Annotated in this window: 16 protein-coding genes and 1 riboswitch; of the genes, 4 read left to right on the top strand and 12 right to left on the bottom strand. The window is 72.2% G+C overall.

What is annotated here, in order from left to right; genetic code table 11:
• Positions 1-11 precede the first annotated feature (11 nt).
• The 3 genes from ABZU74_RS13925 to ABZU74_RS13915 form a co-directional block, all read right to left on the bottom strand.
• Positions 12-560 carry a DsbA family protein gene (locus ABZU74_RS13925; RefSeq protein WP_355422672.1) on the bottom strand — a complete coding sequence of 183 codons (549 nt, stop codon included), beginning with the start codon at positions 558-560 and terminating at the stop codon, positions 12-14.
• Complete coding sequence (locus tag ABZU74_RS13920) at positions 557-1,054, bottom strand: redoxin domain-containing protein (protein ID WP_355422670.1); 498 nt, start codon at positions 1,052-1,054, stop codon at positions 557-559. The genes ABZU74_RS13925 and ABZU74_RS13920 overlap by 4 nt, the downstream gene beginning before the upstream one ends.
• 85 nt (positions 1,055-1,139) lie before the next feature.
• Positions 1,140-1,826: a BON domain-containing protein gene (locus ABZU74_RS13915; protein WP_355422667.1), complete on the bottom strand. Its 687-nt coding sequence runs from the start codon at positions 1,824-1,826 to the stop codon at positions 1,140-1,142.
• A gap of 357 nt (positions 1,827-2,183) precedes the next feature.
• Between ABZU74_RS13915 and ABZU74_RS13910 the strand changes: the two genes are divergently transcribed.
• Complete coding sequence (locus ABZU74_RS13910) at positions 2,184-4,907, top strand: cellulose binding domain-containing protein (RefSeq protein WP_355422665.1); 2,724 nt, start codon at positions 2,184-2,186, stop codon at positions 4,905-4,907.
• A gap of 154 nt (positions 4,908-5,061) precedes the next feature.
• Here ABZU74_RS13910 and ABZU74_RS13905 read toward each other — a convergent pair whose 3' ends face one another.
• Complete coding sequence (locus ABZU74_RS13905) at positions 5,062-5,460, bottom strand: hypothetical protein (RefSeq protein WP_355422662.1); 399 nt, start codon at positions 5,458-5,460, stop codon at positions 5,062-5,064.
• A 170-nt stretch (positions 5,461-5,630) separates the two neighbouring features.
• Entirely contained in the window at positions 5,631-5,771 is a 141-nt protein-coding gene (locus ABZU74_RS13900) for a hypothetical protein (protein WP_238670080.1), read from the bottom strand.
• A 388-nt stretch (positions 5,772-6,159) separates the two neighbouring features.
• Here ABZU74_RS13900 and ABZU74_RS13895 point away from each other — a divergent pair, with 388 nt between their 5' ends.
• Positions 6,160-6,522 carry an STAS domain-containing protein gene (locus ABZU74_RS13895; protein ID WP_030330302.1) on the top strand — a complete coding sequence of 121 codons (363 nt, stop codon included), beginning with the start codon at positions 6,160-6,162 and terminating at the stop codon, positions 6,520-6,522.
• Between the two features lie 18 nt (positions 6,523-6,540).
• On the opposite strand, the gene ABZU74_RS13890 is transcribed toward ABZU74_RS13895, so the two are convergent.
• Together ABZU74_RS13890 and ABZU74_RS13885 are read right to left on the bottom strand one after the other, a co-directional pair.
• Positions 6,541-7,368, bottom strand: coding sequence for a 5'/3'-nucleotidase SurE (locus ABZU74_RS13890; protein WP_355422659.1), 828 nt, complete (start codon positions 7,366-7,368; stop codon positions 6,541-6,543).
• Positions 7,365-8,342, bottom strand: coding sequence for a PfkB family carbohydrate kinase (locus ABZU74_RS13885; RefSeq protein WP_355422656.1), 978 nt, complete (start codon positions 8,340-8,342; stop codon positions 7,365-7,367). The genes ABZU74_RS13890 and ABZU74_RS13885 overlap by 4 nt, the downstream gene beginning before the upstream one ends.
• A 188-nt stretch (positions 8,343-8,530) precedes the next feature.
• Between ABZU74_RS13885 and ABZU74_RS13880 the strand changes: the two genes are divergently transcribed.
• Positions 8,531-8,998, top strand: coding sequence for an SRPBCC family protein (locus tag ABZU74_RS13880; protein ID WP_355422653.1), 468 nt, complete (start codon positions 8,531-8,533; stop codon positions 8,996-8,998).
• Positions 8,999-9,066: 68 nt separating this feature from the next.
• Here ABZU74_RS13880 and ABZU74_RS13875 read toward each other — a convergent pair whose 3' ends face one another.
• The 5 genes from ABZU74_RS13875 to ABZU74_RS13855 all read right to left on the bottom strand — a co-directional run bounded on the left by ABZU74_RS13875 (position 9,067) and on the right by ABZU74_RS13855 (position 15,236).
• Positions 9,067-9,576, bottom strand: coding sequence for a hypothetical protein (locus tag ABZU74_RS13875; RefSeq protein ID WP_355422651.1), 510 nt, complete (start codon positions 9,574-9,576; stop codon positions 9,067-9,069).
• A gap of 142 nt (positions 9,577-9,718) precedes the next feature.
• Complete coding sequence (locus ABZU74_RS13870) at positions 9,719-10,732, bottom strand: hypothetical protein (protein WP_355422929.1); 1,014 nt, start codon at positions 10,730-10,732, stop codon at positions 9,719-9,721.
• 56 nt (positions 10,733-10,788) lie between these two features.
• Positions 10,789-10,920: riboswitch (cyclic di-AMP (ydaO/yuaA leader) on the bottom strand.
• A gap of 118 nt (positions 10,921-11,038) precedes the next feature.
• Positions 11,039-11,956, bottom strand: a complete 918-nt coding sequence (locus ABZU74_RS13865) for a cation diffusion facilitator family transporter (RefSeq protein WP_355422648.1) — start codon at positions 11,954-11,956, stop codon at positions 11,039-11,041.
• Between the two features lie 106 nt (positions 11,957-12,062).
• Positions 12,063-14,180, bottom strand: coding sequence for an AAA family ATPase (locus ABZU74_RS13860; protein ID WP_355422646.1), 2,118 nt, complete (start codon positions 14,178-14,180; stop codon positions 12,063-12,065).
• Between the two features lie 108 nt (positions 14,181-14,288).
• On the bottom strand, positions 14,289-15,236 hold the full coding sequence (locus ABZU74_RS13855; protein ID WP_355422644.1) for an alpha/beta hydrolase: 948 nt from the start codon (positions 15,234-15,236) through the stop codon (positions 14,289-14,291).
• Between the two features lie 168 nt (positions 15,237-15,404).
• Here ABZU74_RS13855 and ABZU74_RS13850 point away from each other — a divergent pair, with 168 nt between their 5' ends.
• On the top strand, positions 15,405-16,031 hold the full coding sequence (locus ABZU74_RS13850) for a carbonic anhydrase (RefSeq protein ID WP_355422926.1): 627 nt from the start codon (positions 15,405-15,407) through the stop codon (positions 16,029-16,031).
• Positions 16,032-16,039: the final 8 nt, after the last annotated feature.

Below are 16,039 nucleotides of genomic sequence, written 5' to 3'. Positions count from 1 at the left end.
GCGGATGGCGGTCAGGGGTTGGCGGCGGCGTCCACGGCCGTCAGCAGGTCGGGCAGGTCGTACCCGCCGTCGTGCCGGACGCCGTTGACGAACACGGTGGGGGTGCCGTTCACCCCGCTGCGGATGCCCCCCACGAAGTCCCGGCGCACCCGGTCCGCGTGCGCGCGGTTCTCCACCTCGGCGTTCAACTCGTCCGGCGGCAACCCGACCTGCTCGACACCGAGCGAGAGGTGCACCGGATCGAGTTGGTCCTGGTGCTCGTAGAGCCAGTCGTGCATCTCCCAGAACCGGCCCCGAACCCCGGCGGCCTCGGCCGTCTCGGCGGCGCGTTCGGCGTACGGGTGCACGTTGGCGATCGGGAAGTACCGATAGACCAGCCGTACGGTGTCGGCCCGCTGCCGCAGCAACTCGTGCAGGTTCGGGTACGCCGCACCGCAGAACTGGCACTGGAAGTCGCCGTACTCGACGACTGTCACCGCCGCGTCGGCCGGCCCCCGGATGTGGTCCTCGGTGGTCACCGGGTCTCGAAGTCGGGCGGTGACCTGCAGTGGCGTGCTCATCCGGCCATCACCTTCCGATCGGCGGCGAGTTGGTCCAGCGCGTCGAAGATGCCGTCGGCGCCGGGGTTGACGTCGGGCGGAGACAGGTAGCTCCAGGTCACCTTCCCCGCGGGGTCCAGCACCACGAGCGCGCGGGCCGCCTCACCGTTCGGCATGTACGCGCCGTAGCTGCGGGCCACCTCGCCCTTGGGTTCGAAGTCGGCCAGCAGCGGGAACTCGATGCCCCGGCTCTCCGCGAACGCCCGGTGCGACCAGATGCTGTCCACCGAGATGCCGAGCACCACCGCCTGGTACTGGGCGAAGACAGGTGCCGCCGACTGGTAGAGCGACATCTGGTCACCGCAGACCGGGCTCCAGTCGGCGGGGTAGAAGGCGAGCACTACCGGCCGGCCGCGGAACTGCTCAGGCCCCAGCAGAGCCCCGTCCGGGGTGGCCGGCACTGAGAAACCGGGCGCGGTGCGCCCCGGTTGGATCAGCCCGTTCGGATCACTCATGCCGCCAGCCTGCTCCCGGGGTGGGTGAGGGGCCCTCACCCACCCCGGGTGGTTCCGCGCTCGCGCAGCGCCGGCCCGCGCCCGCTCAGCGCAGCACCGGGGCGACCGCGATGTGGTTCTGCACCTCCCGGATGCCCGGCGCGGACCAGGCCACCTGTTCCACCTCCGCCCGTTCGGGCATCGAGTGCACCAACCCGGCGAGTATCGCGGTGTCGCCGTGCACCCGGACGCTGATCCGTTCGGCCTCTGTCGCTCCGGCCCGGGCGAGGGCGTCGACGATCCGGTCGGCCAGGTTGCGGCCGTCCGGCGAGGTGGCCGGTCGGACGGTGATGCCGTTGCTCACCCCGCGTACGCCGGTGAGCCGGGCAACCGCCCGTTCGGCGGCGCGGCGCTGGTACTCCCACTCGACGTCGCCGTGCAGCGTCACCCAGCCGGCCGAGACGGTGACCTGGAGCTTCTCGATGGGCACGAACGCGTCCCACTCCAGCCCGTGGCTGGCCGCGGCGGCGAGGTCGCTGTCGGCGCGTTCGGTGTCGTTGGTGAGCTGCACGGCCACGTCGTTGGCGACCGCCCGGACCGAGGTGACCCGGTGGGCGGCACGTTCGGCGGCCCACTTCTTGGCGTAGCTGTCCACCCGGCCGGTCAGGGTGACGACGCCCTCGGCGACCGTCACGCCGATCTCGTGCGGCTGCACCCGTGGTTCCCAGGTCAGCTCGTCGAGCACGGCGGACTGGATGTCCTGGTCGGTGCGGTAGATCTCCGCGATGGCCATCTGTCCCTCCTCCGCTGTTCCGATGGCGGACCTGGTGGTGGCTGCGGCCCGAGGTCCGCCGTGCTGCGATCCTGCCGCCGCGCCGGGTGAGCCGTCCTCGCCCGGACCGGGTGACGGCATGGCCGACCTGGGCGGAGCGGGTGGGAGACGGGGGCGAACATCGATGATGGGAGCGCTTCCAAAGCGAGCTGTTTTCGGTTACGGTAATCGCGTTCCTCGATCGCGGGAGCCGTCGCGTCGGGTGGTGGAGCCAGGGCAGCTCCGCCCGTCCCCGTCGTCGTGCTCGTCCCCCGGGCCACGGCGTCACCCAGGCGATCGACCCCGTCCCCCGGGGCTCCATCCCGAGAGGAACCGCAGATGCGGAGAAGTCTCGCCGGCACGGTCGTGTCCGTGTTGGCCGCCGCCACAGCCGTCGTGGTGGTCCCGTTCACCGCCGCCTGGTCGGCCCCCACCCCGGCCGCAGCGGAGACGTACACCTGGCGAAACGTCCCGGTGGGCGGCGGCGGCTTCGTACCCGGCATCGTCTTCAACCCCACCGAGAAGAACCTCATCTACGCGCGCACCGACATCGGCGGGGCGTACCGCTGGGAACAGGCCAGCCAGTCCTGGACGCCGCTGCTCGACTGGGTCGGCGCCGACCGGTGGGGCTACAACGGCGTGGTCAGCATCGCCACCGACCCGGTGCAGACCAACCGGGTGTACGCCGCGGTCGGCATGTACACCAACGGCTGGGACCCGAACAACGGCGCGATCCTGCGCTCGGCCGACAAGGGCGCCACCTGGCAGGCCACCGAACTGCCGTTCAAGAACGGCGGCAACATGCCGGGCCGGGGAATGGGGGAGCGGCTCGCCGTCGACCCCAACCGGAACAGCATCGTCTACTACGGCGCCGAGGGCGGCAACGGGCTGTGGCGCAGCACCGACCACGGCGTGACCTGGGCCCGCGTCGCCGCCTTCCCCAACGTCGGCAACTACCGGGCCGACCCGAGCGACCCGAACGGCTACAACGGGCAGAACCAGGGCCTGACCTGGGTCAGTTTCGACAAGAGCACAGGCACCGCCGGTTCCACCACGCAGACCATCTACGTGGGCGTGGCGGACAAGGAGAACCCGGTCTACCGCAGCACCGACGGCGGCGTCACCTGGGCGCGCATCCCCGGCCAGCCCACCGGCTACCTGGCCCACAAGGGCGTCGTCGACCCGGTCGGTGGTCACCTCTACATCGCCAGCAGTGACACCGGTGGCCCGTACGACGGCGGCAAGGGCGACGTCTGGAAGTTCACCAGGTCCACCGGGGCCTGGACGCGGATCAGCCCGGTGCCGTCCACCAGCGCGGACGCCTACTTCGGCTACAGCGGGCTGACCATCGACCGGCAACGGCCGAACACCCTGCTGGTGGCCACCCAGGTGTCCTGGTGGCCGGACGCCATCTTCTTCCGCAGCACCGACGGCGGGGCGAGCTGGACGCGGATCTGGGAGTTCAGCAACTATCCGGAAAGGTCCCGCCGCTACACCATGGACATCAGCTCGGTGCCCTGGTTGACCTTCGGCCTCAACCCGGCGCCCCCGGAGGCCACGCCCAAGCTCGGCTGGATGAACGAGTCGGTGGAGATCGACCCGCACGACTCCAACCGCATGATGTACGGCACCGGCGCCACCATCTACGGCACCACCGACCTGACCAGGTGGGACACCGGCGGTCAGTTCACCCTCCGGCCGATGGTCCGGGGGCTGGAGGAGACCGCCGTCCTCGACCTGATCAGCCCGCCCAGCGGCGCACCCCTGATCAGCGCGCTCGGCGACGTCGGCGGCTTCCGACACACCGACCTGAACGCGATTCCGTCGATGCTGTTCACCCAGCCGGTGTTCACGTCCACCACCAGCCTGGACTACGCCGAGAGCAAGCCTGCGGTGCTGGTGCGCGCCGGCAACTTCACCGACGCCGACCGGCCCAACGACAGTCATGTCGCCTTCTCCACCGACGGCGGAGCCACCTGGTTCCAGGGCACCGAACCGTCCGGGGTCAACCTGGGCGGCACGGTGGCCGCGGCGGCCGACGGCAGCCGCTTCGTCTGGGCACCCGGCGACGCGGGTCAACGTGTCGTCCACTCGGTCGGTTTCGGCAACTCCTGGGCACCGTCGACAGGCATCCCGGCGAACGCCACGATCGAGTCCGACCGGATCGACAGCACCCGGTTCTACGGCTTCAGCGGCGGGCGTTTCTACCTGAGCACCGACGGCGGGGCCAGCTTCACCCCGACCGCTGCGACCGGGCTGCCCAGCACCGACGTGCGGTTCAAGGCCCTGCCGGGTCGGGCCGGCGAGTTGTGGCTGGCCGGGCCCGGTGGCCTGTGGCGCTCCACCGACGCCGGCGCCAGCTTCACCAGGCTGGACGGCGTCAGCGCCTCCGGCAACGTCGGTTTCGGCAAGGCGGCACCCGGGCGGACCAACCCCGCCGTGTTCCTCTACGGCACCGTGAACGGTCAACCGGGCGTGCACCGTTCCGACGACGCCGGCGGGACCTGGGTACGCGTCAACGACGACCGCCACCAGTACGGCAATCCGACCGAGGCGCTGACCGGCGATCCGCGTGTCCACGGTCGGGTCTACCTCGGCACCAACGGTCGCGGCATCCTGGTCGCCGACCGCACCAGCGGCGAGCCCCCGACCACCCCGCCGCCGACGACCCCACCGCCCACCACCCCGCCCCCGACCACTCCGCCGCCCACCACGCCGCCGCCCACCACGCCGCCGCCCACCACGCCGCCGCCGTCCGCCGGTTGCGCGGCGACCTACCGGGTGACCGGCTCCTGGTCGGGCGGTTTCCAGGCCGAGCTGGTAGTGCGTAACACCGGAAGCGCCCCCATCGCCGGCTGGACGCTGGGCTGGACCTTCACCGACGGCCAGCGGATCGACCAGTTCTGGGGCGGCACCCACACCCAGACCGGGGCCGCCGTATCGGTCCGGGACACCGGCTGGAACGGCGCGCTCGCCGCCGGAGCCAGCACCACCGCCGGTTTCCTCGGCTCGTGGACCGGCAGCAACACGCCCCCGGCCGCCGTCAGCTGCACGAGTCGCTGAGCAGGTGATCCGGGCCGGGACCCCGGATCACCACCACACACCGGTCCGCCGGGCCGCCTGAGGGGTCCGGCACCCGGCGGACCGGTCCCATCCCCGCACCACTGCGGGCCCCGCTCGACGTGAGTCGACCGGGGCCCGCAGGTGGTGCTGTCGTTCAGACGGCGGGGGAGCTGGGGCGGTCGACGTCGACGAACTCCACGTCGTCGACGGCGCGGTCGTCCCGGCTGCCGGCGGCCCGCGCGGCGGAGCCGACGGCCCAGCCGACCGCCGCGCCGACGAGCGCGGCGCCGATCAGGAGCGTCCACGGCAGTGCCGGCCGGCGGCCGGCGAGCGCGTCGAAGGCCAGTGAGGCGCGGCGTCGCGCCTCGTCGGCGGCGGATCCCACCAGCTCACCCGCCCCGTCGGCGAGATCGCTGCTGTTCTGGCGGGCCGAGCGGGCGGTGTCCCGCACACTGTCTCCGGCGTAGCTGACGGCCGAGAGCAGGTGCTCCCAGGCCTGGTCCGCGATCCGCTCCGGCTTGCTGCGGCGGTCCAGCAGGTTGGTTCCGAACATCGTGGTTACCTCCTCAGGTGCCGAAGCCGCCGGCCACTTCGGACTTCGGCGTCTTTCCAGCGCGTCACGGTGTCGCCTACCCCGCAGTGCCCAGCGTCAGCCGGACGCAAACCCCGACCTCCGTGAAGGCACCGGAAGCTCGGCGCGCCGGAATCGGGCGCGCCACCGACTCAGCGCACCGCTGACACGGCGACGCCCCGGGCGAAGTCGTCGTCATCGTCGTCATCGTCGTCACCGCCACCGAAACCGCAGGCCAAGACGAGGGCGAGCAGAACACCGACGCCGGCCAACCCGGCAAGTCGCTTGATCATCGAAGATCCTCTCCGTCGCGGTTGGTGTCCCGGTCGATGCTAGGGCGCGTCGGCAACCGGTGGGCGCGGATCGCGCCGGCCGGCGGTGGACGACACGCCGACGGCACACGGGGCAGGCGTACGTCGTGGGGCGGTTGTCGGGTGCGTCGGGTCGGGACCGCTACCCTGGTTCGGCGGCGCGCCGGTCACGACCGATCGCCGATGCTCAAATAACAAAAAGTCTTGAGTAATCAGATACTGAAAAGTGCGGATATGGGCCGCTTTGTGGGTCCGGATCCGCGAATTGCTCATCCCGAGGGGTGGCGACCGAGGCCGCCGGAGGAATACTCTCGGTCGCGGCCCGCGTACTGATGAGGCGCCCGGGGGACGGGCGGGTGGAGGTGCTCGCGTGAGCCTGTCGATCGTGAAGTCGGTTCTGTCCGGTGGTGTCGTGGAAATCGCCCCCCGGGGCGAGATCGACGTCGACACAGCGTACGAGGTGCGCGAAGCGATCGCGGAGGTCCTGGCCAAGGGCCGTCCGCTGCGCATCGAACTCAACATGAGGTTGGTCACCTTCATCGACTCGGTCGGCATCAGCGCCATGGTCGCCGGCTTCCAGACGGCCGAGGTCAGCGACGTCAAGCTGGTGGTCACCGAGCCGAGCCGGTTCGTGCACCGGCAGCTCTGGGTGACCGGCCTGCTCGGCCTCTTCGGTGCCCCCGAGCCCTACTTCGCAGGCGCCGCCACCCCCGAGGTGCTGCCCGGCGCCTGAGCGCGTCGCGGCACCCCGTCAGGGCTGCTCGTCCAGGCCGGTCAGGTCGATGTCGGTCGCCTCGGTGACCGCCCGGATGGCCGTGACCGACGCGTACCCGGCAGCCAGCAACGCTACGTCCGTGCCGGGCTGTGCGGCCTGCCCCGGCTCCTCCAGTGAGGTACGGACGAACCCGTGGCCGGATTCGGCCACCGTCATCTGCACCTGACCGAAGCTGGCCAGGGCGCCGCGCCGCACCCCGCGCAGCTGCCCGTGCGGCAGGTCCGGGGCGTTCACGTTGAGCACGCTCTCCATCGGCGCGGAGGTCAACCGGGGGAGCAGGTCCAGGGCGACCCGCGCGGCGGTGCCCCAGTGCCGCTCGACGTCGCGTACCCGGGCGGCGGCGTCCACCGCGGCGCCTCCGCTCGCGGCCGTCGCCTCGCCGGCCGAGAGCACGTCGAGGGAGACCGCCATCGCCCGGCAGCCGTTCGTGGCGGCGGTGAACGCGGCGCCCACGGTCCCGGAGTGCAGCACCGCCCGGCCGGCGTTGGCGCCCCGGTTGACCCCGGAGAGCACCACCGACGGCGGTGGGCCGAACGCCCCGTGCAGGGCGATCAGCGTGATGAAGCCCGGGGACCCGGCGACCCCGTACGCCGGCACACCCGCCAGGTCCGGCAGCGGGTGATCGTTCACGACGACCCGCCCGTCGCGTTCGATGGCGCTCATCGCGGCGCTGGTGCCGCTCGCCTCCTCCATCGGCGCGGCTACCACCACGTCCAGGCCCCGCTGCCTGGCCGCCCAGGCCAGCGCCTGGATGCCCGGCGCTGCGATCCCGTCGTCGTTGGTGATCAGCACCCGCAGGGTCATCGCTCGACCACCCGGTCGGCCAACTCGTCAGGGGTGGTCCGCTCCTGCTGCCGGCTGTCCGCCGGCACCAGCCGGACCCGGTCCACCAGGCCGGTGATCGAATCCAGCCGCCCGGTGCCGAGGCCGTGCCGGGTCACGTTCAGCGCGCCAGCGGCGGCGCCGGTGCGGATGGCGGTCCGGATGTCTCCGCCCCTGGCCACCACGGCCGCCACTCCGGCGGTCATCGAGTCGCCCGCGCCGCGCGGGTCGGCGGCCTCCAGCCGGGGCATCTCGACCTGGAACAACTCCCCGTCGATGAGCGCCAACGCCGGCTGGTCGGCGCGGCTCACCACCACCGTCTCGGCGCCGCCCGCGTGCAGTTCGTACATGGCCCGGGTCAGCTCCGCGGTGTCGTCGCTGCGCGCGCGGCCGTCGCGGATCAACTCCTCGTGGCTCACCTTGAGGAAGAACACCCCGCTCTCCAACACTGAACCGAGGTGGTCGCCGGAGAGGTCGACCACCACCCGGCCGCCGTTGGCGCCGAGATCGGCGGCGAAGCGTCGGTACAGGTCGGCCGGCACGAGCCACGGTTCGTTCGGCCCACTGAGGATGCTCACCGAGGCCCGCAGGCCCTCGCCGAGGGCGAGGTTGTAGAGCTCGTCGATCTCGTGTCGGCTCAGCGGCTGCCCGGGCACGTCGGCGATCTCCTGCCGGGAGCCCTCCCGGCGATCGTGCACGTACCCGCCGCTGCCGGAGTCACGGACCACCACCTTGAGGTCCACGCCCTCGCTGACCAGCAGCGGTTCCAACACCTGACCGATCTCACCGCCGAGGGCGGCGCAGAGCACCACGTCGACACCGAGGGAGATCACCATTCGGGCCTGCCAGACGCCCTGTCCGCCGGGGTGCAGGTGCAGCTCGGGGTGGTCGTTGGGCTGGTCCAATGTCACCGTCAGCTGTGGAGTGGGCGCGAAGACCATCACGTGCCCGCTCATCGGTCGTCGCCGTTCATGCTGGCCGCCCTCCGGCATCTACGGAAGATTCGTAATAACCGACCTTAATCGGGCAGGTGGTGGCAGGTCGTCGCATCGGCCCGGTCCGGCGCGGCGCTGGGGGCCGTCGGGCGTTGCCAGGCAGGCATCGGTACGGGACGATCGGGCGACAAACGACGGCAGGAGACGGTGTGCTCAGCAGCGATACCTTCAGCTACACCGTCCAGGCCCGGTGTTCACCCGCCGAGGCTGCCGCGCTGCTCAGCGACCTGACCCGGCAGGGCGAACTGCATCCGCTGATCGTCCGGGTCCGCCGGGTGCCGCCCCGGCCCGGCGCCCAGGCCAGCTACACGATCAACGACCGGTTGGCGGCCGGTCCGCTGCGCTTCCGGACCACCTACCACGCGGACGTGTTGGTCAGCGAGGCCGACGAGATCGTCACGGTGGCCCGTCAGTGGCCGGCCACCACCGTGCGCAACCACACCCGCCTGCGCGCCGAGCCGGACGGCCTGATCCGCATCGACGTCGAGATCACCCTGACCGCGCCGACGCCACTGTTCCGCTACGCGTTCCGCCAGGCCCAGGCCGCCCACCTGGCCCTGGCCACCCGGCTGGGCGCGGCCCTCGACCGCACCGGCAACCCCCCACCCCCGGCCTGACCCGCCGCCGCTGCGCCGATCTCGCAGTTCCGGTTTGTCGATCTCGGTGAGATGCCCGGCGGAGGCACCTAGATCGTGGTTGCAGCGCGATCACGGCTCGTGCGGGTGGTTCGGGCGACGGGACGCCGGCCCCACGGCTTGTAGGTGGACAGCACCGTCGCGATGATCATCAGGCTGGTTGACACCGCCGGCGCGATGACCAGGTCGGCGCGATCGCGTGCGGGCAGGGCGGCGCCGACCGCTCCGGCGTGGCGCAGGTTCGGGGTGAGCAGGAACAGCACCAGCCCGACCATCACAGTGGTGAGCACGAGCTTGACCAGCACCCAGCGGTGGCGCAGCAGGCCCCACGGGGTGAGCAGCGAGCTGGCGACTCCGATCAGCCAGACCAGGACGCTCAGCGGCGCGAACAGCACCGTGCCGACCAGGGCGGTGACCGGATAGACCACCGCCGGGTCGGCGCCCCGCTGCACGGCGATGCCGAGGGTGAGTAGCACCAGGTCGGCGCCCAGCCAGCCGAGCGAGGTGACGAGGTGCAGGGTGAGCAGCGCCTTGCGGGTGGTGGGTCGGATCCGAGGCATACCGCGATGCTGCCCGCCAGCCCCGGCCGGGTCGTCCGACGAGCGACGACATCAGGGGTACGCCCGGTGACGTAGCCCGGCCCCGGACGCACGTGATGCCTGTGAGTCATCACGATGGCTCACAGGCATCACGACGCGTGGGTCAGTAGACCGACAGGTGTACGTGGTTGGTGTGGTCGGTGGACGGGGTGCCCTGCGCCCCGCTGTACGACTTCCACCCGCTGCTGGGCAGCCAGATCTGCCTGTACCAGATCACGTAGAGCACGGCGAGCCGGTCCGCGTTGCGGATGAAGTACGCGGCCAGATTGTTGCCGTACGTCTTGTCTCCGCCGGTCGCGTTTCCGCCGAAGCCGTTCTTCTGCGCGGCGAAGTCGCAGGCCCGGCCCTTCGGGTGTTCACCGGAGCCGCTGGGGCGGTGGCACGAGACGTACCGGGTGAAGCCCGCTGCCTTGGCCTGGTTGAGCGCGTGCAGGGTGCGCGGGGTGATGCAGCCGCTGGCCGGCGTGGGGTCGTTCACGCTGCACGACTCGGAAGGCCAGGAGCCGTCGGAGTTGCGCGGCGCGGCCTTCGCGTTGGCGCTGGAGGTGCCCCGGTTGGAGCCGGCGTCGGCGGTGGTCTGAGGCTTGGGCGTGGTGGCCACTGTCAGGGCCCGTTCGGCCTGTTCCTTGCGCTTGGCCATCACCGCTACCTGCTTGCGCTGTTCGTTGATCTCGCCGTCCAGGGCGACCCGGGTCCGGTTGGCCTTGTCCTTGCTGGCCAGCAGGTCGCGCAGCACCCGGTCCTCGTTGGCGGCCACCGCGTCCAGCGCGGCCGCCCGGTCCATGAAGCCTTCCGGGGTGTTGCTGTTGAGCAGCGCCGACATCGCACCGAGCCGGCCGGTGCGGTACGCCACTTCGGCGATCTCGCCGACCTTGCCGTTGCGCTGGTCGATCTCGCCCTCGATGGTCTTCAGTTGCGTGGCGAGCTGCTGCTGCCGTCGTACGGAGGTGTCGAGGGCGCGCTTCGCGTCCAGGTAGCCCTTGCTGGCCGCATCGAGTTGGGCGCGCAGCGCCGGGGTGCCGCCCTCCTCGTCGGAGTCGGGTGCGGCGGCCCGCAGGCCGGTCGGGGGAGCAGCCGAGGCGGTGCCGGCCGGAAGCGCGACGCCGAGGGTGAACATCGCGACAATCAGTGCCGCCAGTCGGGCGGCGGGTGGTCGTGCTGGTGCCACTGCGCATGTCCTTCCGTCAGCCGCCGACCGGGTTAGCTGACGGGTTCGGGACGGAAGATCCCTACCGCTGACGCGGATGCACCCCAGGAACATGGTTCCCCGGTTCGCCCAGGTGGGCGATTAGGCGGCGACCGCCACCGGCGCCGGGAGGGCGCCGCCTGGTGGAGGCCGGGACCGAGCCTACCGGTGCCGGTGGGACCTCTGCAGCTGATGTGACGGACGGTGCGTGCGTCACCACGCAAAATTACGGCCCCGTCACCATTCGATGGAGCCACACGCGCCGGAGGCGGCACCCGGCTCGATCTGCAACGTCGCGTGCTCGATGCGGAAGTCGTCGTGCAGGGCGGTACGCGCCGCGGTGAGCACCGCGCCGACCTCCGCGCCGGGTGCCATGGTCAGGTGCGCCGAGGCCACCTCCATGCCCGAGGTGAGCGTCCAGACGTGCAGGTCGTGCACCTCGACGACACCTGGGACGGCGGCCAGTCGGTCGTGCACCGCGGTCACCTGGAGGTGCTCCGGGGCGGCCTGCACCAGGATGCGGATGGCGGCGCGGGCCAGCCGCCAGGTGCGCGGCAGGATGAACACGCCGATGGCGACCGCGACCAGGGGGTCGGCCCACCACCAGTCGGTGACGGTGATGAGCAGCGCCGCACCGATGACGCCGAGTGAGCCGAGCAGGTCGCCCACCACCTCCAGGTAGGCGCCCTGGAGGTTGATGCTCTCCTTGGCACCGGCCCGGAGCAGGGCGAAGGCGACGATGTTCGCGAGCAGGCCCAGCACGGCCACGACGAGCATCGGCCCGGCGACGACCTCATGCGGGTCGCCGAAACGGCGGATCGCCTCGATCACCACGTAGATCGCGACGCCGGAGAGCAGGACGGCGTTGGCCAGTGCGGCGAGCACCTCGAGTCGGTAGAGGCCGAAGGTGCGCTGCGGGTCGCCGGTGGCCCGCCGGGTCGCCGTGATCGCGGCGAGCGCCATCCCGATGCCGAGGACGTCGGTGAACATGTGCCCGGCGTCGGAGAGCAGGGCGAGCGAGCCGGTGTGCAGGGCGACCACCGCCTCGACCACCATCAGGGTGGCGAGCAGCCCGAATGCCGCCCAGAGTCGACCTCGGTGCTGGTGTGCGGCATTGGCGACGGACCCGTGGTGGTGGTCATGACCTGCGCCCACGAGAACCACCTTCCGCCGCTGGTCGGGACCCGGTCAAATGTATGTTCACATCGCTATGTATGCAAGTGTACGGGTAGCGCCTCTCGCTGGCGGCAGTCCGCGCACGTCAGCCGGTCGGGTCGATGGTGGTGAGCCGCTGGGTGGCCCGGGAGAGCGCCACGTACAGGGTGCGTACCCCGGCGCCCGGATCCGCCCGGATCTCGCTCGGGGCGACCAGCACCACCCCGTCGTACTCCATGCCCTTGGCCTCCAGGCTGGTCACCACCTGCAACCTCGGCGCGCCGAGCGCGCCGAGCCAACCGGCGACCTCGTCCCGGCGGGGGACCGGCGTGATCACCCCGACCGTGCCCTCCACCTCGGCCAGCAGGCCGGCGGCGGCCTCCACTGTCGCGGTCTCCAACTCCGTCGCGGGCACCACCAGCTCGACCGGCTCGACCCCGGTCGAGCGGACAGCGGTCGGCAACGGCAGGTCGGGGTAGAGCCGACGGATCTCCGCCGCCGCCACCGCGAAGATCTCCGCCGAGTTGCGGTAGTTCGTGGTGAGCGTGAAATCGTGTCGCTTGCGCCGGCCCAGCGCCTGGTCGCGGGCCCGGGTCAGCTCCTCCGGGTCACCGGTCCACGCGGTCTGCGCCGGATCGCCCACCACGGTCCAGGAGGCCAGGCGGCCGCGTCGACCGATCATCCGCCACTGCATCGGCGAGACGTCCTGCGCCTCGTCCACCACCACGTGCGCGTACTCCCGGTAGTCCTCCGGGCGCTCCCGGGCCGCCGCGCGGGCGGCCCGCTGCCGTTCGCCGAGGGTGCTCAGCTCGCGGACGCCGCCCGCGAGCTGGAACGGGTCACGTCGCGCGCGGGCCGGCTGCGCGGGCTTACCGAGCAGCGCGTCCAGCTCGTCCAGCAGCGCCACGTCGGCGATGGTCAGCCCAGCCGAGTCCAGGTTCCGGTACGCGGCGTTGAGCAGCCGGATCTCCGCCGAGGAGAGGATCCCTTCGGCGTACCGGCGCAGCCGGTCCGGCTGCCCCAGCCAGCCGAGCACGTGCCGGGGGTGCAGCCGGGGCCACCACGCCTTGAGGAACTCCCGGAACTCCGACCGCTCGGCGATCTCCGCCTCGAAGGCCGGTTGCTCCGGCAGCCGACCGCTGCTCACCTCACGGGCCTGCGCCCAGAGCGCGGCGAACACCCCGTCGAAACCGGCCCGGCGCACCTCGTTGCGCCGCGCGCCGCGTTGCAGCGCGCGGTCCCGGATCCGGTCCAGCGCGGCCCGGTCCAGCCGCAGCAACGTGCCCCGATAGAGCAGCCGCAGCTCACCCGGGCCGCCCGGCACCGCGTCGCGGGCCGCCCGCTCCAGCACCCGGCGCATCCGCAGCGAGCCCTTCACCGCCGCCACCTCGGGCGGGTCGGGGCGGGTCGCGGTCATCCCCGGAAAGAGCGTGCCCAGCGAGTGCAGGGTCGCGGTGTCCTCACCGAGCGACGGCAGCACGGAGCCGATGTACTCGACGAAAACCGACGACGGGCCGACCACCAGGATGCCGCCGCCCGCGTAGCGACTGCGGTCGGAATACAGCAGGAACGCGGCCCGGTGCAGGGCGACAGCGGTCTTGCCGGTGCCGGGGCCGCCCGCGACGATGGTCACCCCGGAGCCCGGAGAGCGGATCGCCTCGTCCTGCTCCCGTTGGATGGTCGCCACGATGTCGCGCATGCCCCTGCCGGTGGCCTTGGACAGGGTGGCCAGCAACGCGCCGTCACCGACGACGGTCATCCCCTCCGGGGCGGCCGACGGGTCCAGCAGGTCGTCCTCGATCCGGGTGACCCGCTCGGCGCGCGACTGGATCGTGCGGCGCCGCACCACGTCCAGCGGCTGCGCCGGGGTGGCCTGGTAGAAGGCGGCAGCGGCCGGCGCGCGCCAGTCGACGACCAGCGTGACGGCGTCCTCGTCGCGGATCCCGAGCCGCCCGACGTGCAGCACCTGACGGTCGCGCAGGTCCAGCCGGCCGAAGACCAGCCCCTCGTGCTCGGCGTCCAGGGTGTGCCGCCGCTGCGCCGCGTGGAACACCATCGCGTCGCGCTCGACCAGGGCGCCGTGCGTGCCCACCCTTGCCATCCGGTAGCCGTCCCGCTCGGCGCGGACGGCCGACTGCCGCAGCTCGGCCAGTCGGGCGTACACCCGGTCGAGGTGTCGTTGCTCGACGGCGATCTCCTGCTCGAGGCCGGTCTGGTCGGTCAACGCACGCTCCTTCAAAGGTCGCCGGCAGGCGGCGGGAACCGCGCGGGCCAACCGCAGAAGGGTACGGCCCCGGGCCCGACCCGCCGCGCCCGAGGTGCGCGAACGTGCTCAGGCACCCGTCTCGGCGGGGGTCGCGGCACTGTGGGCCGGCGGCGATTCGGCGAGCACCCGCCGCAGCACGCCGGTGAGCGCGGCGTTGACCTCATCCGGGCGTTCCATCATCAGCATGTGCCCGGCACCTGGGCAGACGGTCAGCTCGGTGGCCGGCAGAGCCGCCGCGATCGACTCCGCGCACGGCGGCGGGGTCAACCGGTCCCGGTCACCGACCAGGGCGGCGGCCGGCAGGTGGGCCAACGCGGCGAGGGTGTCCAGTCGGTGCTGAGTGCCGATGGAAGCGCGGAACCCGCCGATCGAGCGCAGCGAGGCCCGAGCCACCGCCGACGTCACCAGGCGGATGTCGGCCGGTTCGCAGCGGTCGCCGAAGAGCATCCACCGGATGCTCGGTTGCAGCGCGTTCAGCAGTGCCCGGGGCGCGCGCCACGAGCCGCACCGGGCCAGCACGCCGGCGCCGGTCGTCTCCGCCAGCCGGATCAACCGGGCGATCCGTGGCGAGAGCCCGTAGACGGTGTGCGTGTGCCCCTCGGCGGTGGTCGAGACGAAGACCAGGCCGGCGGTGCGCGCGGCGAAGTGCGCGGGGTGGCGGTGGGCGTACTCCATGATCGTCATACCGCCCATCGAGTGCCCGACCAGCACCACCGGGCCGCTCGGCGCCACGGCGTCGATCACCGCGGCCAGGTCGTCACCCAACTGGGCCAGGGTGGCCGTGGGCAGCGCCATGCAGCTGGACCGGCCGTGCCCCCGCGCGTCGTAGCTGACCACCCGTACCGCGCCGTCGAACGGCGGCGCGGTGAGCGCATCGACCTGCCGGTGCCAGGCGCGCCCGTCCAACGTCCAGCCGTGCAGCAGGATGGCGGTGACCTGGGCGCCCGTCGGACCCGTCGCCTCGACGTTGAGCCGTACACCGTCCGGCAGACCGATCTCTAACCGCTCCGGCATCGCCACCTCCCCAGGCCGCCCAGCACCACGAGCACCGGGATACCCGGCGGTAACACCGGCTACCCGCCATGACACCACGCCAATCGCGCCGTGGCGAACATTCCCGACCTCGCCCGTGCGGGACGGCGGCGGGCCAAGCTGGACGGCATGGGGTCGTCGGGAGCGCCCATGGGCGCGACGTCGGGGCAGGAGCGGCAGGCCGGCGGTACGCCCCGCGCCGCGCTGGCCGATCTGCTCGCCGGTAATCGACGGTTCATCAGCGGCCAGCCGGTGCACGGACACGACGTCACGGCCGCTGCCGCAGCGGCCTCCGGCGACCAGCAGCCGTACGCCGTGGTGCTCGGCTGCATCGACTCCCGAGTGCCGTTGGAGGCGATCTTCGACCAGACCTTCGGTGCGATCTGCGTGATCCGTACCGGGGGGCACGTGCTCGATCGCGCGGTCTGCGGCTCGATCGAGTACGTGGTCGGCCAGCTCGGTGTACCGCTGGTGATGGTCCTCGGCCACGAGCGGTGTGGCGCGGTGGAGGCCACTGTGGCGGCGCTGCGCACCGGCCAGCGTCCCGGGGGATCGCTGGCGCACCTGGTGGACGAGATCGCCCCGGCGGTGACCGAGGCGGGGATCGACGATCCGGCGGTGCAGCCGCTGGCGATCCGCCGGCACGTCCGGCGCACGGTGCGCACCCTGCGGGAGGACGACCTGCTGGCCGGGCCGGTGGCCGCCGGCCGGGTGGCAGTGGTCGGTGGCCTCTACGACCTGGCCACCGGCGAGGTCGCCCTGCTCGATCCCGGTTGACCCGGGGT

Source organism: Micromonospora sp. NPDC005171 (assembly GCF_040608575.1).
Lineage (GTDB): Bacteria > Actinomycetota > Actinomycetes > Mycobacteriales > Micromonosporaceae > Micromonospora.
This window is presented reverse-complemented; position numbering and strand designations above follow the sequence as displayed.

Bases quoted from the DNA above. Each gene is read 5' to 3' on its own strand.
- ABZU74_RS13855 (WP_355422644.1), bottom strand. From the start codon at position 15,236: ATGCCGGAGCGGTTAGAGATCGGTCTGCCGGACGGTGTACGGCTCAAC.
- ABZU74_RS13920 (WP_355422670.1), bottom strand. From the start codon at position 1,054: ATGAGTGATCCGAACGGGCTGATCCAACCGGGGCGCACCGCGCCCGGT.
- ABZU74_RS13900 (WP_238670080.1), bottom strand. From the start codon at position 5,771: ATGATCAAGCGACTTGCCGGGTTGGCCGGCGTCGGTGTTCTGCTCGCC.
- ABZU74_RS13910 (WP_355422665.1), top strand. From the start codon at position 2,184: ATGCGGAGAAGTCTCGCCGGCACGGTCGTGTCCGTGTTGGCCGCCGCC.
- ABZU74_RS13915 (WP_355422667.1), bottom strand. From the start codon at position 1,826: ATGGCCATCGCGGAGATCTACCGCACCGACCAGGACATCCAGTCCGCC.
- ABZU74_RS13885 (WP_355422656.1), bottom strand. From the start codon at position 8,342: ATGAGCGGGCACGTGATGGTCTTCGCGCCCACTCCACAGCTGACGGTG.
- ABZU74_RS13850 (WP_355422926.1), top strand. From the start codon at position 15,405: ATGGGCGCGACGTCGGGGCAGGAGCGGCAGGCCGGCGGTACGCCCCGC.
- ABZU74_RS13875 (WP_355422651.1), bottom strand. From the start codon at position 9,576: ATGCCTCGGATCCGACCCACCACCCGCAAGGCGCTGCTCACCCTGCAC.
- ABZU74_RS13925 (WP_355422672.1), bottom strand. From the start codon at position 560: ATGAGCACGCCACTGCAGGTCACCGCCCGACTTCGAGACCCGGTGACC.
- ABZU74_RS13905 (WP_355422662.1), bottom strand. From the start codon at position 5,460: ATGTTCGGAACCAACCTGCTGGACCGCCGCAGCAAGCCGGAGCGGATC.
- ABZU74_RS13870 (WP_355422929.1), bottom strand. From the start codon at position 10,732: ATGTTCACCCTCGGCGTCGCGCTTCCGGCCGGCACCGCCTCGGCTGCT.
- ABZU74_RS13890 (WP_355422659.1), bottom strand. From the start codon at position 7,368: ATGACCCTGCGGGTGCTGATCACCAACGACGACGGGATCGCAGCGCCG.